This is a genomic window from Chryseobacterium sp. JK1 (assembly GCF_050632815.1).
In the GTDB taxonomy this organism is placed as follows: Bacteria; Bacteroidota; Bacteroidia; order Flavobacteriales; family Weeksellaceae; genus Chryseobacterium.
The window spans coordinates 315,897-331,682 of the sequence record NZ_JBODRU010000001.1; the positions used below are offsets into that span (position 1 = coordinate 315,897).

A 15,786-nucleotide genomic window follows, 5' to 3' on the forward strand; every position below is an offset into this window, starting at 1 on the left:
AGAGCTGAAATTTTTTTCTACTCTGTTTTTTTTCTACATTAAAATTTTATATCATTGGTATTGTGATCACTTAAGAAATGCACGGGGGCAGAAGCAGTGCAGATGCTTCCCGAAGTTTAGGAAGTCAACAATTATTATTATCCAATTAATTGGGCAGAAAAAAATGAAGGAGCATTATCCATTTGTGTAGATCCAAGCATCTATCATTATCTTACTAAAAAACAAAAGCTGAGCGCGTATAAACTCTTTACATGCAGAATTGAAAGTAATAAGGTGTTATTATAAATATTTTGAATATTATTAAGTTTGGATATGCTGATAAATTGAATAGCGAGAAAAGTGATCTAGGAACAAAAGCCTATAAATTATTTTTAGAAAAATATCAGTTTTTAGACTCAAAATATAAAATACCATAAAATATGAAATACTTCCTAATATTTGCTTTAGCTATAATACATGTAAAGTCTCAATTATTGTTAAATATTAAATCTTTAAAAACGGATAATGACGGTAAAATAATTATGTTGGAACTTTTTAATTCTTCAAATACAACATATAAGATTCCAATAGATACTGTAAGTTTTAGACCCTTTACAGAGCATAATAATATTGGTGATTTAAAACCTGTAATTGAAATAAAGTATAATAATAAATCATTAAAATTCAACAATAATATATTAGAGTTAAATGAAAATCAGTTAGACAAGGCTAATAAAGGTAAAAAGATGGTATATCATGAAAATGAAACTAAGTTAATTGAAATTAAGCCCAAAGAAAAATTCTTAATACCAATTCAATTTAACCCATTTGAGTTTAATATCGAAAACGGAATTTATAATAGCTATAATATTGTAAATGATCAGGATTATACAATAACTGTTTATCTCAATGGAAGGCTAATCAAATATCAAGCTGAAAATAGTAATGAAGGTTATTTTCGATATTTTACTGGTTCCATCAAAAGTAATCCTATTAAAGTAAAATGGAATTTAAAAAATAGAAAACATATAGAATGGTAGCTAGTGTGGAATAATATTATGATCAGGATTATCAATAATTATCTATTTCATATATTTCCAAAATCTTGTAAAAAAGAAAAATACAATCAAAACAAATATGCCTGCAAAATATTTGACTTTATTACTAACATGCTTTTATCTATCTGTATTTGGGCAATTGAGACTGGAGTTTCAAGTAAATGGTTCAGTTGCTAAGGTAACAATCTCTAACAATTCTAAAGATAGTTATGCAATTCCATTAGAAACAGAACATTTTAGACCATATGAACCTCTCTGTGATAACTATCAGGAATATGAAGATAGTTTTCCAGGTTTGGGATTAATGTTAATGATTGAAAAACAAAGTACTAATGAATTATTAACATATTATGTTCAGGATTATGTTGATCCTGATAAATTTGATTCTATAGCTAAAGAATATCAAAAGCAGAAAATTGCTAATGATCATTTAATAGAGGAGTGGAAAAGGATTCATAAAATAGCTAAAGTAAAAGACGCTAAGATAAATTATGATATAATGAATAATTTACTTTTTTTGAAACCTTATGAAAGCATAAGTTATAAGGTCAATATAAACTTAAATAATATTACTAATCAAAAATTTAAGTTTTACTCATATTCCTATGATTCACATCAATCCTATAGGTATTATTTAGAATATTGTAGTCCTGCAAAGGCTTATGGATACTTAACAAAACAACAAAAGAATACAATAAAAGAAAAGGGATATAAATTGTTCTATGAAAAATTAAGGTCTAATGTAATTATGGTAAAATAAAGAGGAAAAGATTATATCTATATCTACCGAAATGGAGAAGTAAAAACTTATAAATATTAACAGAAAAGCCACTCAATGAGTGGCTTATTTATGCAATTTTGTTTATTTTAAAAAAATAAGACACAGCAGATACGCTGCTTATAGTTCTTGTACATCTAAATTTTAGAGGTCATATCTTATTTATTAGAATATCTGTAAAATTATATATGATAATTCCAAGACACTTCAAAGGCTAATATTCTCTTTTTTTGTACCTTATAAACACAAAAAAACTTACTCTCCATCCCTTTCTCCCAAAGACTCTTTAAGTTTTATGAGCTCTGCTTTTACAAATTCAAGGCGGTCAATAATCGTAATGGTTTCCGAAATCTTGCTGTTGGTTGTTAAAGCCACTCGAGCCCCATCTAATGTGTAACCTTTTTCTTTAACCAGATGGTAAATCATCTGTAGATTTTTGATATCTTCAGGAGTGAAATATCGGTTTCCTTTTCTGTTTTTTTTAGGTTTAATAATTGGGAATTCCTGTTCCCAATATCGTATTAATGAAGTGTTTACATCGAATGCTTTCGCAACTTCTCCTATAGAATAATACAGCTTGTCAGGTAAATTTATTTTCATTTTACAACTCCTAAACTTCAAAGATAAAAATTTTTTAAAGATTCACCCAAATATATCTTTAAAAGAGTGCCCAGACCCTGATATTATTCAATTTCTAAGATAATTTTTACGGGTAGATTCATGGAGAAATTGTTTTAAAAACACAGAGATAAACCTCTCTTTTTTCTAAATTTGTAAGACATTCAAACCTGATACCATAAAAGGATCAGATATTAATGGTGTTTTTTCTAATATTTAGTTGATGAATCCAATCTCCGTTCTTCATATCGATCTTTTTCAGAAAGGCAAAACTACCTCAGATTTTTATTTTAACACAATGAAAAACCATTTGGTAGTGGGGCATAGCCATATTGAGAAGCCACACAGACATGATTTTTACGCTGCCGTTCTTTTTACCAAAGGGACTGGGGTACACGAAATCGATTTTCAGAAATATGAAGTGGCTGAAGGAAGCCTTTTTTTTCTTTCACCAGGCCAGATTCATAGCTGGGAGCTTTCAGAAGATATTGAAGGATATATTTTTTTCTGCTCTCAGGAATTTTACGAAATGCACTATGTCAATCAGAAACTAAAGAATTTTCCTTTTTTTGGATCGGTATCTTTTCCCAGAAAACTTCAGCTGGATACTTTGGAGTTAAAGAAAAATATTAAATTATTTCAGGAACTTGGGAAAGAATATCAAGCTAAAAACTTGATGAAAGAAGGTATGATATTGTCACTCATGTCCCAGATTTTCATCAATGCTACCAGATTATTTTCCAGGGATTTTGATCCCTTGGCTTCTGCTGCCGGACTTTCCTATTTTAAACATTATCAGGATTTTGAAAACCTGATTGAACAGCATTTTACGGAACAGAAATCTATTGCCTACTATGCTTCGCTGCTTGGGATTTCCTCTAAACATTTAAACAGAATCGTACAGGCTGTGGTTCAGAAAACAGCTACCGATGTTATTACAGAAAGAGTAGTGCTGGAAGCCAAAAGAATGTTGATGTATCTGGATGAAAGCCTTGTTGAGATTTCACTGAGGCTGGGATACGAAGAATATTCCTACTTTGTAAGAGTATTCCGGAAAAGCTCCGGAATGACCCCTACTCAGTTTATGAGGAAATATAAGGCTTAATGAGTTTAATGTTTATGGTTTCTTGTTTAAAGTTTGAGAAGGATGGTAGAAAAAAGGAAGATTGTTGTAAACCACCCCGTCAAAAATTCTTAGAATTTTTGCCACCCCTCCGGAGGATGGGAATTAAGGGAATCTCAACTACTTTTCCTAATCCCTATTACCTTCTAACTGTCACCTACAAAGCTAGCTTGAATGGCCCTTCAAAGGTGGTTTTAAATGAATCTACAAGATTCCCTTTTTCATCAAAGACCCCAATCACCATATTTTGTTTTGAAAATTTAATATCTCCTTCAGGGAAAGAAATGTTGATATTACCTTTCAGTATTTCGTCTCCTTTCAAAACAATTTTTTCAGAGCCGAAATAAGTAATGTCTGCGTGAGCTGGTGTAATGACTTTAATGGTCAGTATTTTTTTCTCATTAGACTTATTCAGTAAAGTATAAATGAAGGTATTGGTGATTTTACCATCCTTGATGAAGAAGGTAGATCCTGCAGGTTTAATGAACTTTGCTTCCATAGAACCACGGTCATACATCAGAAATCCAAGGAATCCTATCAGAAGGGCAAGCATAACAGTTGTGGCCTTCATTCTCGATGTAAATTTGAATTTTTCCTGATTCTCGATCTCCGATTCTGTAGCATAACGGACAAGCCCTTTTGGCAAGCCTACTTTTTCCATTACCTCATCACATGCATCTATACAGGCAGTACAGTTCACGCATTCCAGCTGTTGTCCGTTTCGGATATCAATTCCTGTCGGGCATACTACCACACATTGGTTACAGTCGATACAGTCACCTTTTCCTGCCGCTTTTCGGTCTTCGTTATTTCTCCATTTTGATCTTCCTTCCCCTCTTTTAAAATCATAATATACATTGATCGTCTGTTTGTCAATAAGTACACCCTGTAATCTTCCGTAAGGGCAGACCAAGGTACATACCTGCTCCCGAAGCCATGCAAAAACGAAATAGAAGGTCATGGTGAAAAAGATCATGGTGATAAATTTCAGGGAATGTTCTGCCGGTCCTTCACTCATAATACGGAAAACCTCTTTATATCCTACAATGTACATAAACATAAAGTGAGAAATAACCAATGAAATGAAGAGGAAAACAGACCATTTGGTTACCCTTTTTCTGATTTTCTCAGCGTCCCATTCCTGTCTGTCCAGCTTCATCTGTTTGTTTCTGTCACCTTCAATCCAGTATTCTATTTTGCGGAAAACCATCTCCATAAAAAGCGTTTGCGGACACAGCCAGCCACAGAATATTCTTCCGAATACTACAGTGAAAAGCATTACAAATATCACGGAAGTTACAGCCCCTAATGCAAGAATAAAGAAATCCTGAAGATAAAAAGGCTGACCGAGAATAAAGAATTTCCTGTCGATCACATTAATCAGTAAAAAAGGATTATTGTTGATCGTGACGAAAGGTAATCCGAAAAATAAGGCAAGAAGAAAATAACTGGTGTAATCCCTGTAATTGGTATATTTTCCTTTAGGTTTTCTTGGGAAAATCCATTTTCTTTTTCCCGTTTCATCCATGGTTCCTACTGAATTTCTGAAATCTTCATTTTCAACTTCTAAAGATTTGATATTGTTGGACTCTGCACTCATTATAATTGGCTATAAAAGTATTTTAGTAATATTTTTTATCAGGATCAGTTTTGTTTTTCAACCTTTGTTTGACGGAAAAAAAACTGTTGATCCCGTTACTGCAAAGCTCCGTAATATATTACTCCAGTCCTAATATGATCCACTTCCAAAATAGTACAATTCGGACATTTTTCTTGTGTGAATTATATTGTATCAAAATGAGAAAATATTTTGAATCCGATGAAGCATATTGTAAATTGCAGTCTTTAAAAGTATAGCATGAAGAATATCTGCAAAATAGGAATGATTGGTTTGGTTTTAGCATTAGTAAACTGTCAATCAGTAAATAGTAGTAAAATGTTTTATGAAGGCGTAAAACCGGAGAAGGTTTCAGATCAGTTTAGTTTTACAGAGGGACCCTCTGCAGATAAAGAAGGAAATGTTTATTTTACAGATCAGCCTAATGATAAAATTTATTACTGGGACTGGAAAACAAACCATATTGTAGAATTTTTGAATAAAACAGGAAGAGCTAACGGAACCCATTTTGATAAAGACGATTATCTGATTACCTGTTCTGATGATCAGGGGGAAATGTGGAAAATTTCAAAAGATAAAAAAGTAGAGGTTTTATTCAAGGGTTTTGAAGGAAAAAGACTCAATGGTCCCAATGATGTTTGGAACGACGAGTTTGGAGGAATGTACTTTACGGATCCTCTTTATGAAAGAGATTATTGGGTGAATTTCAAGCAGGAAATACCTCACAAAAGCCTTTATTACAGAAATAAAGAAGGAAAAATATCCAGATTGGAAACTTTTACCCAACCCAACGGAATTGCAGGAAGTGAAAAGTTGAAAAAGCTGTATGTATCAGACATTGATGCCGGAAAAACTTATGTTTATGATATTTTGGGTGAAGGCAGGCTTTCTGAGAAAAAGCTGTTCTGTGAAATGGGATCTGACGGAATGGAATTGGATAAACACGGAAATCTTTATCTGACAGGAGATGGAGTACACGTTTTCAATCGATCCGGAAAGAAAATTTATCATATTTCTATTCCTGAAAAATGGACCTCCAATGTAGCTTTTGGTGGGAAGAATAATGATATTCTGTTTATTACTGCGTCAAAATCTGTGTATACTTTTCCTACCAGAGTGAGGGGGATAAAATAATACAACGATAAAATATATAAATAAAAGAGCTCCGAAGTTTTAAAACTTCAGAGCTCTTTTATAATGTTGGGCAAACCACCCCGTCAAAAATTTTTTGAATTTTCGACACCCATCCAGAGGAGTGGAATTCTCACATGTTGTATTACTTTTGTGGTTTATAGAAATGGATATAAGGCCTGAATACTAATAAGCAACCTCCATTTTCACTTTCTTTCCTTTCAGTTTTTCGTTCTGAAGCTTTCTTAGAAGAGCATTTACTTTATCTCTGGAAACAGCAACATAAGAGGTGGTGTCTTTTACTTCGATAATTCCTACGTCTTCTTTTTGCAGTTCACCTTTCTTCAACAAATACCCTACAATGTCCACTTTATTTACTTTATCTTTTTTTCCTGCACTGATATAAACAGTCTGGAAAGGTGTTTTCTGTGGAACTTTGGTAAAACCTGCAACACTTTCTTCCGGTGTGTTATTTTTAATAAACGGAAAGTTGTCATCCTCATTCATGATCAGGTAAACAAACCCTTTGGCATTCATTCTTGCTGTACGCCCGTTTCTATGGATAAAAGCATCTTCTTTAGGAGGCAACTGATAATGAACTATAGATTCCACTTCAGGAATATCCAGTCCCCGGGCTGCCAAATCTGTAGTAATAAGAATTCTTGCAGAATCATTTCTGAATTTCAGTAAAGCACGTTCTCTTTCGTCCTGTTCCATACCGCCGTGGAAGGTTTCTCTATCAATTCCCATCTGATGAAGGAGCTCAGAGATACGGTCTACAGCATCGCGGTGATTGCAGAAAATAAGTGTTCTTTTGTTTCCGATTTTGCAAACCAGATTGAAAAGAGTGTCCAGTTTTTCTTCCGGAATTGTCATCACTTTTCTCAGCTGAAGATCAGGTTTTACATCATTTTCTTTCAAAAAACTGATCACTTTTTCATCCTTTAGTCCTGTAAAAGCGGGAACTTCATCCATTGCTGTTGCAGAAGTTAGAATTCTTTGAGAAAGCCCTTTTAAAGAATGGGAAATAAACTCCATATCATCATGGAAACCTAGTTCCAGCGCCTTATCAAATTCATCAAGAACCAGTGTTTTGATGGTTTTTGGGTCAAAATTATTATTCCTTACATGATAAGTCACTCTTCCCGGTGTTCCGATTAAAACTGCCGGAGCTTCAATTAAATTATTGACTTCAATCTTCTTATCGTGCCCACCATAGCATACAGATACTTTAAAATCTGTTCCCATTGCTTTAAAAACCTGCTCAATCTGTAATGCCAGTTCTCTTGCGGGAACCAATATCAATGCCTGAACTCCCTGCACATTCTTTTTAAGATTCCTAAGAACCGGAAATAAAAAAGCAAGGGTCTTTCCCGATCCTGTAGGAGAAAGTAAGACAACATCCTGATTGTTCTCTGTAGCTTTATAAGTAGATTTCTGCATCTGATTCATATCCTGAATCTGCAGTTTTTGATAAATTGATTGTAGTTCCATGGTGCAAATTTAGAATAAAGGAATGGTTAAATGAAATAAACTATTTTTTTAGTCGCTTCATTATTTCATTTCCTCTCGTCAGAGTTACTGGGTAAGCTTCATTCGGATTGCTGATAGATTTTGCATAAAGATCTTTCCCTGTTTTAGTATTTCCCTGCACAAGATTAATAAAACCCGATATTTCGTACATAAAATTACGAAGCTTTGGATCTTTATTTTCGTGGGCAGATAAATAGGTTAAAAGTTTTTCGGCAGAGATGAGCTTATTGTCTTTGTACTTCTTAATATCATATCCATTAGGTTTACTGAACCAATAATCCCAGGATCCTCCATTATTATGTTCAATCCATGAAAATTTGATGAGTTGTAAAGCGACTTCCAATAAGGCTGAATTTAATTTTTCATTTTTAGGCGATGTCTTTTCACTTTCTGCAATATAATGATCCAGAGTTGCATCCATACCTTTCTCTTTCATTTCCTGAAGAATAGACTCCTTAAGATATAAAGAATGATTTTTTGAAAAATTTTCATAAGCAAATGAAGCTGGGAAATGATCCGCAAGATTTTCTATTCTGTATCCTTTTTTCAATTCGGATTTCAGATCAATGGTATAAACTGTATTGTAATCGTGAAAAAGATATACGTAAATAATTCCTTTTTTTAAATCGTAAATAGTAGAATACAATGTGTTGAGCTCTCCTTCCTGATGGGTTTTATTCAGGATTTTCTTTAGAAATTCTATATTGTTTTCCTTAGATACGGAAAGCATCTCATTGGCAATTTCGGGCCTTCTGCATGATAATTTCCCATTGATCATATTGCAGTTTGAATTGACCTGGAAATCACCATTTTTTTCGATAATACCCTTGGGATTAATCAGAATTGAGTTTCCTTCTCTGTCTGCTAATATAACTTGAGATTGAGATATATAATCATATTTTTTTAAGATAGGTAGAGCTTCTTTTACGGTTTTGCACTTTCCCAGTACTTCCCACATGATATCTCCCGGATAAGGATTGGCAAGACCCAGCTTGCTGAGATCATAGTTGGCTGCAGCATAATCAAAGAACAGTCCATATTCATTCATTGCTGCGGCTATCTGCATATCCGGAGCCCCGAAACAGACAGATGCATAACGATCTTTGGTAGCCGGATTATACCAAATTCTGGTGAAAGGTGTCATATCATCCTCATTGGCGGCTACAAATACTTCACCGCCTCTGGAGCAGGAGAAAATAGTACAGGCTTTCATGATAGAAGTATAACCGGATAAAGTGATTAGAAGTAATAGAAGATATTTTTGCATGATATAGTTTTTATGAATATTGTTGTTTTGATTGAAAAGAAAAGCCTTTGTTAAAATAGTCTATTAAAATTTACATTTTGCTAAATGGTTGAGAATGTATAGAGGATAAGATGTTGGATGAAAAAATCGTAGAAAATAAAATAATGTTCAGGAATCAGAGATCTGACCTGAGAGGTCTTGGATTTTGATTGTTTTAAAGAATAGATGTTGAAAATCAATCACTTGAGTTGATATTTCATCACAGGAAAGATATTGTTTATCTCAAATTAAATTCATATCTTTGCACCCACTTTTGTGGCGAAAAGGTTTGAAGAGTAAATTACTTACAATTAATTACTTCCGTATTTTTTAATCCGCATTTATTCAAACCGTTAAAAAAGAAGGAATACAAATTTTTATTAGAAAATGTCAAAAGAGACAAATTCAGCAGAGGTTTTATTAAACCAAAACGTAGCACCAGAACAATTTGATTGGGATTCTTTCGAATCAGGTCTTGATGCAGATGCGAGAAAAGAAAAAAGCGATTTAGAAGAAATCTACAACGGATCTTTAAACAACCTAGACGATAATGACGTTTTAGTTGGTAAAGTTGTAAGATTAACTGACAAAGAAGCTATCGTAGACATCAACTTCAAATCTGAAGGTGTTATCTCTCTAAACGAATTCCGTTACAACCAAGGCCTAAAAGTAGGTGATGAGGTAGAAGTAATGGTTGACAAGAGAGAAGACAAAACTGGACAATTACAGTTATCTCACAGAAAAGCGAGAACGCTTAAAGCTTGGGATAAAGTAAACGAACTTCACGAAACTGGAGAAATCGTTAACGGTTTTGTTAAATCTAGAACTAAAGGTGGTATGATCGTTGACGTTCACGGAATCGAAGCATTCTTACCAGGTTCTCAAATTGACGTTAAGCCAATTAAAGATTACGATCAGTTCGTAGGAAAAACTATGGAGTTCAAAGTTGTGAAAATCAACCCTGAGTTCAAAAACGTAGTAGTTTCTCACAAAGCATTGATCGAAGCAGATATCGAAGGTCAGAAAAAAGAAATCATCGCTCAACTTGAAAAAGGTCAGGTTCTTGAAGGAACTGTTAAGAACATCACTTCTTACGGTGTATTCATTGACTTAGGTGGTGTAGATGGATTGATCCACATTACAGACCTTTCTTGGTCTAGAGTGAACCACCCATCTGAAATCCTTGAGGACGGACAAACTGTAAAAGTTGTAATCCTTGATTTTGATGATGAGAAAACAAGAATCCAATTAGGTATGAAGCAATTAGAAGCTCATCCTTGGGATGCTCTTTCTGCTGACTTAAAAGTAGGAGACAAAGTAAAAGGAAAAGTAGTAGTTCTTGCTGACTATGGTGCATTCGTTGAAATCGCTCCAGGTGTTGAAGGATTAATCCACGTTTCTGAAATGTCTTGGTCTACTCACTTAAGATCTGCTGGAGATTTCGTAAAAGTAGGTGATGAAGTAGAAGCTGAAGTATTAACTTTAGACAGAGAAGAAAGAAAAATTTCTCTTGGTATCAAGCAATTATCTAAAGATCCATGGGAAAACATCGAAGCTAAGTATCCTGTAGGATCTCAGCATGTAGGAACTGTAAGAAACTTCACTAACTTTGGTGTATTCGTAGAGTTAGAAGAAGGTATCGACGGTCTAATCTACATCTCTGATCTTTCTTGGACTAAGAAAATCAAGCACCCATCTGAGTTCTGTGCAGTAGGTGATAAATTAGATGTTGTAGTTCTTGAATTAGATATCCAAGCTAGAAGATTATCTCTAGGTCACAAGCAATTGACTGAAAACCCATGGGATAAATTCGAAACTAAATATGCTGAAGGAACTATCCACGCTGGTAAAGCTGTAGAAGTTCACGATAAAGGAGCTTCTGTACAATTCGAAGATGCTGAGGTTGAAGCTTTCTGTCCTTCAAGATTATTAGAGAAAGAAGATGGATCTAAAATCAAGAAAGGTGAAGATGCTCAATTCAAAGTAATTGAATTCAACAAAGAATTCAAGAGAGTTGTAGTTTCTCACACAGGGATCTTCAGAGACGAAGAAAAGAAAAACGTAAAAGAATCTTCTTCTAGAAACGTATCTTCTTCTTCTAACAACGAAGAAAGATCTACTCTTGGAGACATCGATGCATTAGCAGAGTTGAAAAGAAAAATGGAAGAAGGTAAATAATCTTTGAACCATTTATAAATAAGGAGCCGCTCATTTGAGCGGCTTTTTTTATGCCATTTTATCTTAGTATTTTGACGCCTACAAGACTATTCAGGTCTGTTTTGTTTGTATCTTACACTTGCTCTAATAAACCGGAATTTGTATACAAATTCTTCCCAAATGTATACTTTATGACACCTTATAAATAAAGAACTTTGTCTCATTAATTTAAATAAAATGAAAAAGACAATCTTAATTACAGGAGCCAGTTCTGGTATTGGAAAAGCAACCGCGAAACTATTTCAAAGTAAAAACTGGAATGTGATAGCAACCATGAGAAATCCGAAAGCTGACATGGAGCTTAAAAACCTTAAACATGTCTTGGTGACGAAATTGGATGTGACCGATGATCAATCTATTTCTGATGCAATACATAAAGGTATCAAAGAATTTGGTAATATTGATGTTCTGTTGAATAACGCAGGATATGGAGCTTATGGTCCATTAGAAGCATTTTCTAAAGAACAGATTGTTCGACAGTTTGATACCAATGTGATCGGGTTATTAGAAGTAAGCAGGGCGTTAATTCCTCATTTTAGAAAAAATAGAAATGGAATGATCATCAATATTTCATCCATGGCAGGAAAAATGACATTGCCCTTTGGCGCATTATATCATGGATCTAAATTTGCAGTAGAAGGTATATCGGAAGCATTAAGCTTTGAGCTGGAACAATTTGGTGGTAGAATGAAAATTATTGAACCAGGTGCCATTGCAACTGAATTTGCAGGAAGATCTTTGGAATTGCAAAATGATGAAACAATCATTGAATATCAGGACCTGGTAACTAAATTGATGGGAAATGTGAAAGTAATGTTCGAAAATGCAGCAGAAGCAAATCTAGTGGCAGGTGTTATTTATGAAGCAACTACCGATGGTACGGATAAACTTAGGTATACAGCTGGTGAAGATGCAGCAGTAATCATAGAAAACCGACATGCGTTGGGAGATGATGCATTTATACAAGAAATTAAAAAACAATTCGGAATACAATAAACATAATAATCTATCTATAATAATCTTTTTACGATGAGCTCTGTAATCAATTTAACATCGGTTTCTGATATATATTCATTCTTCAGATTGAAGTCTCCGGTTTTCCACCCTTTGGTAGCGGTTATAGATTTTCGTTTGGTTAAAAATTTTATTGAAGATTACACCAGAGTTTCTGCAGGTTTCTATTGTCTGATATTTAAAGATATCAATAACAATAATGTAAAATATGGAAGGAAAATAGTCGATTTTCAGGATGGCAGTCTAATATGTCTGGCTCCTAATCAGGTCCTTGAAATGGAGCAGGAAGAAGATGGTAATGAAAATCTGTCAGGATGGGGACTGTTTATTCATCCCGATTTATTGAATGGCTATTCTTTATCAGGAAAAATTTCTTCCTATTCATTTTTTGAATATCAGGCCAATGAAGCGCTTCACCTTTCTGGCTCTGAAAAAGAAATTCTTTCAGAATGTGTCTCAAATATCGAAAAAGAGCTTCGCACAAACATAGATTTGCATAGCCAGGCAATACTTGTCTCTTTGATAGAAGTTCTGCTAAATTACTGTACAAGATTTTATGACAGGCAGTTTATCACTCGAAAGTCATCAAATACTGACATCGTTGCAAAATTTGAACGGTTGCTGAAAGATTATCTAAGAAGTGAAGTGCTAAAAACTGAAGGATTACCATCTGTTCAGTACTTTGCGGGTAAAGTATTTCTTTCTGCTAAATATTTTAGTGATCTGATCAAAAAAGAAACGGGTAAGAACGCCAAAGAATTGATTCAGTATCAACTGATTGAATATGCAAAGGAAAATTTGTTAACATCTGATGCATCAGTAAGTGAAATTGCGTATAACCTTGGATTTGAATATCCACAATATTTCAGTCGATTATTTAAATTAAAGACCGGAATGACTCCCTTGGAATTCAGAAATTCGTTTAACTAATCCGTTAATAATTAGAATTTTGGACTGTGTTTGCTTATGATCATATTCTTGAATTGCAAGATAAATTTCACCTATTCTATTATACCTTTTGAATATAAGTCTGTGATAACTTAACCACAACAGTTTTTATTTTTTAACACTTTAGTACACTGAATAGAAAAATCAAAGATTTTTTAAACTTATGTGGACTTATTCTGTGCCAGGATATCCTCTTAAGCTCACTTAAGTGTTTCAATCTTTTGTGGCGTTTAATTTCATTGAATTTTCGATTTGTGGTTTAATAAAAACACCTAAAGAATGATAATTTCTAAGGCTGGATTCTTTCGGAATGACAAGCAGAACGTTGAGTATATCCGTACACTTCGTCATTCCGAAGGAATCTAAACATGGTATCATTTTCAAACACTTTAAAGGGGGTAAGGAAATACTGCACAATGAATTTCATAGAGGATGAAAACCCTTGATTTTCAACAAAAGGTTAGTTTACTCCTTGTACACAAAGTATATAACTTCAATAGCTTAAGTGTTTAAAAAGCTTTTGTGACTCTAGTGGTTTAATAATCAGAGATGTGACAGGAAACATAGTCTACTAAAGGATTGAACAGAGAAAAAGAATTGGATATCAATATAAGTTCTAGAAAATAAGGAGTTTACATTATCTCGCAACAGATAAAAATGAAACCTATTCAGAAAAAATCATCAAAAAATAAAAGATCTAAAGCTGTCCTTTTGGGCAGTTTTTTATTTTTAAGTATAAATCTATTTTGGGATAAATATTGAAAGTATTTTTGTTTTAAATGTTAAAATTTTAAATTTATTTCACTGGTTTTGGAAAAAATATTACTTTCATGGAACTAAATTAAAACTTTTAACTATGAAAAAAACATTCTTATTTTTCTTCATGGCATTCCTGATGCCGTGGAGTTATTTCAACGCACAGTCCGATTACATCATTATGTTGGATAATGGATCTTCTACCAATCAGCTGGAGTATACTCATATGAGACTTGGTGCTATTAAATTAACAGAGCAGCTTTTAGGCTGTAATGCTGAAAACAGGGTCGCCATTGTACAATATGGAGCAGGAATAGAAGGTAACAATACAGGGATATATAAACCACTGGTTTATATTGAGTCTGATTTTACCAGTGACCATTTTACGGCACAAAATTTTGAAAGACGATTGAACTATGGAGATTTCTTCGATGAGTCTTTAGGTTTGATAGATGATGCTTTAAATGGAATTCCTAATGCAAATATTGTAAGCAGCCAGACAACATTAAACGTATTGCAGCCTCTGCATGTTATCGTTCTGACTGATGCGGAAAGAAATACCGGCGGTATTAATATTAATAACTCATCATGGATTGTAAACAGTGATCCTAATGCCCCTTCAGAATTTTATAATATGTTGAAATTTAAAAATGAAAGAGATGCAAAATTTACAGTCGTTCATCTAAGTAATAAACCTGTGAATATTCAGGCAGCTGCAGCTGTTGCAAGTTCAAATCCTACAGGGCCTTATTCCGGGCCGATAGAACCGGTTTCCGGAAATTCAGGAGGTACCCCGATAATGTATTATAACAGAACGAATGGGTTTGGTCTGTATGATTTTGAATCAAAGTATTGGTATAATATGGCAGAGAAAATTTGTAAACCTGCTAAAGGCCAGCCAACAATAAGTTTTAGATACGAACCGTCGGGCTGTGGTGCGGATTATGAATCATTTGATGGATTATATGACCTTCCGCCTGGAACAACTTTGATAGATTTAAAAGTAGACGTTGTAAGTCTGACTACCGGGCAGGTATACCCTATAGCTGCGAATCCTGTGTCTATAGGCTCAGGTGCTTTTGCGTATGCTCTTGAGCCTTGGGATCTGAGTATCCTAAAATATCAAGGAGCTACAGGATGGCATAAGTTCAGAGTAACTATGAATTATGACAATAATGGTACTATTGGATCTATCTATGGTTGGAATAATTATCCGTATTTTGAATTTGATCTTAATATGGATTGTCCAAGGCCAAGTGCAGCTCTTGCTTCGGAGAAAGAAAAGATGTTCAGATTGACTCCAAATCCTACAAATGGTCAGTTTAAAGTTGTGTTGAAAGAAAAAATAGGAACATTAGAAATAAAAGATCTGGCGGGAAATACGGTTTACAACAAAATACTTCGTGGAGAAAAAGAAGTAAGTGTTGATTTAAGTTCCCGAAAAGAAGGAGTATATATCGTTAATGTAATAACAGATACAAACGAAAGGTATTCAGAGAAAATTATTAAAAAATAAGTAAAATGTAAAACTGCTCTTACGGGCAGTTTTTTTTTGAATGTTTTTCTCTATTTGTGAAAATAAATTGTATTAAGTATTGTTAAATATAATGTTAATGATATAAAATGAATATGATCTTCTCTATATTGAGAAATATATAAACCTAAAATTAGAATTATTTTATATTCGTATTTGCTTTTTTTTGAATTTTATTGAATTGAAATAGGTTT

The 15,786-nt window shown here is 33.7% G+C and carries 12 protein-coding genes; 8 read left to right on the forward strand and 4 right to left on the reverse strand.

Features of this window, described 5'->3' with window-relative positions; genetic code table 11:
* The first annotated feature begins 419 nt into the window (after positions 1 to 419).
* Together ACQ76T_RS01470 and ACQ76T_RS01475 are read left to right on the forward strand one after the other, a co-directional pair.
* Positions 420 to 1,019: a hypothetical protein gene (locus ACQ76T_RS01470; RefSeq protein WP_431341580.1), complete on the forward strand. Its 600-nt coding sequence runs from the start codon at positions 420 to 422 to the stop codon at positions 1,017 to 1,019.
* 97 nt (positions 1,020 to 1,116) lie between these two features.
* Positions 1,117 to 1,797, forward strand: a complete 681-nt coding sequence (locus tag ACQ76T_RS01475) for a hypothetical protein (RefSeq protein ID WP_431341581.1) — start codon at positions 1,117 to 1,119, stop codon at positions 1,795 to 1,797.
* Between the two features lie 273 nt (positions 1,798 to 2,070).
* Here the strand turns inward: ACQ76T_RS01475 and ACQ76T_RS01480 are convergent, their stop codons facing one another.
* On the reverse strand, positions 2,071 to 2,415 hold the full coding sequence (locus ACQ76T_RS01480; protein ID WP_431341582.1) for a MerR family transcriptional regulator: 345 nt from the start codon (positions 2,413 to 2,415) through the stop codon (positions 2,071 to 2,073).
* 241 nt (positions 2,416 to 2,656) lie between these two features.
* Here ACQ76T_RS01480 and ACQ76T_RS01485 point away from each other — a divergent pair, with 241 nt between their 5' ends.
* Positions 2,657 to 3,538: an AraC family transcriptional regulator gene (locus tag ACQ76T_RS01485; RefSeq protein WP_431341583.1), complete on the forward strand. Its 882-nt coding sequence runs from the start codon at positions 2,657 to 2,659 to the stop codon at positions 3,536 to 3,538.
* 175 nt (positions 3,539 to 3,713) lie between these two features.
* On the opposite strand, the gene ccoG is transcribed toward ACQ76T_RS01485, so the two are convergent.
* Positions 3,714 to 5,156 (reverse strand): cytochrome c oxidase accessory protein CcoG, encoded by a 1,443-nt coding sequence (ccoG, locus tag ACQ76T_RS01490; protein WP_431341584.1) that lies wholly within the window; start codon positions 5,154 to 5,156, stop codon positions 3,714 to 3,716.
* Positions 5,157 to 5,414: 258 nt separating this feature from the next.
* Between ccoG and ACQ76T_RS01495 the strand changes: the two genes are divergently transcribed.
* Entirely contained in the window at positions 5,415 to 6,308 is an 894-nt protein-coding gene (locus ACQ76T_RS01495) for an SMP-30/gluconolactonase/LRE family protein (protein WP_431341585.1), read from the forward strand.
* A gap of 183 nt (positions 6,309 to 6,491) precedes the next feature.
* Here ACQ76T_RS01495 and ACQ76T_RS01500 read toward each other — a convergent pair whose 3' ends face one another.
* Both ACQ76T_RS01500 and ACQ76T_RS01505 read right to left on the reverse strand, forming a co-directional pair.
* Entirely contained in the window at positions 6,492 to 7,799 is a 1,308-nt protein-coding gene (locus ACQ76T_RS01500) for a DEAD/DEAH box helicase (RefSeq protein WP_431341586.1), read from the reverse strand.
* A gap of 40 nt (positions 7,800 to 7,839) precedes the next feature.
* Positions 7,840 to 9,105 (reverse strand): carcinine hydrolase/isopenicillin-N N-acyltransferase family protein, encoded by a 1,266-nt coding sequence (locus ACQ76T_RS01505; protein WP_431341587.1) that lies wholly within the window; start codon positions 9,103 to 9,105, stop codon positions 7,840 to 7,842.
* Between the two features lie 405 nt (positions 9,106 to 9,510).
* Between ACQ76T_RS01505 and rpsA the strand changes: the two genes are divergently transcribed.
* From rpsA to ACQ76T_RS01525, 4 genes are all read left to right on the forward strand, one after another.
* A complete protein-coding gene (rpsA, locus tag ACQ76T_RS01510; protein WP_149834761.1) occupies positions 9,511 to 11,301 on the forward strand; it encodes a 30S ribosomal protein S1 in 1,791 nt (596 codons plus the stop codon).
* A 216-nt stretch (positions 11,302 to 11,517) separates the two neighbouring features.
* Positions 11,518 to 12,336, forward strand: coding sequence for an SDR family oxidoreductase (locus ACQ76T_RS01515; RefSeq protein WP_431341588.1), 819 nt, complete (start codon positions 11,518 to 11,520; stop codon positions 12,334 to 12,336).
* Between the two features lie 33 nt (positions 12,337 to 12,369).
* Entirely contained in the window at positions 12,370 to 13,284 is a 915-nt protein-coding gene (locus ACQ76T_RS01520) for a helix-turn-helix domain-containing protein (protein ID WP_431341589.1), read from the forward strand.
* An 874-nt stretch (positions 13,285 to 14,158) separates the two neighbouring features.
* Positions 14,159 to 15,574, forward strand: a complete 1,416-nt coding sequence (locus ACQ76T_RS01525; protein WP_431341590.1) for a T9SS type A sorting domain-containing protein — start codon at positions 14,159 to 14,161, stop codon at positions 15,572 to 15,574.
* Positions 15,575 to 15,786 lie beyond the last annotated feature (212 nt).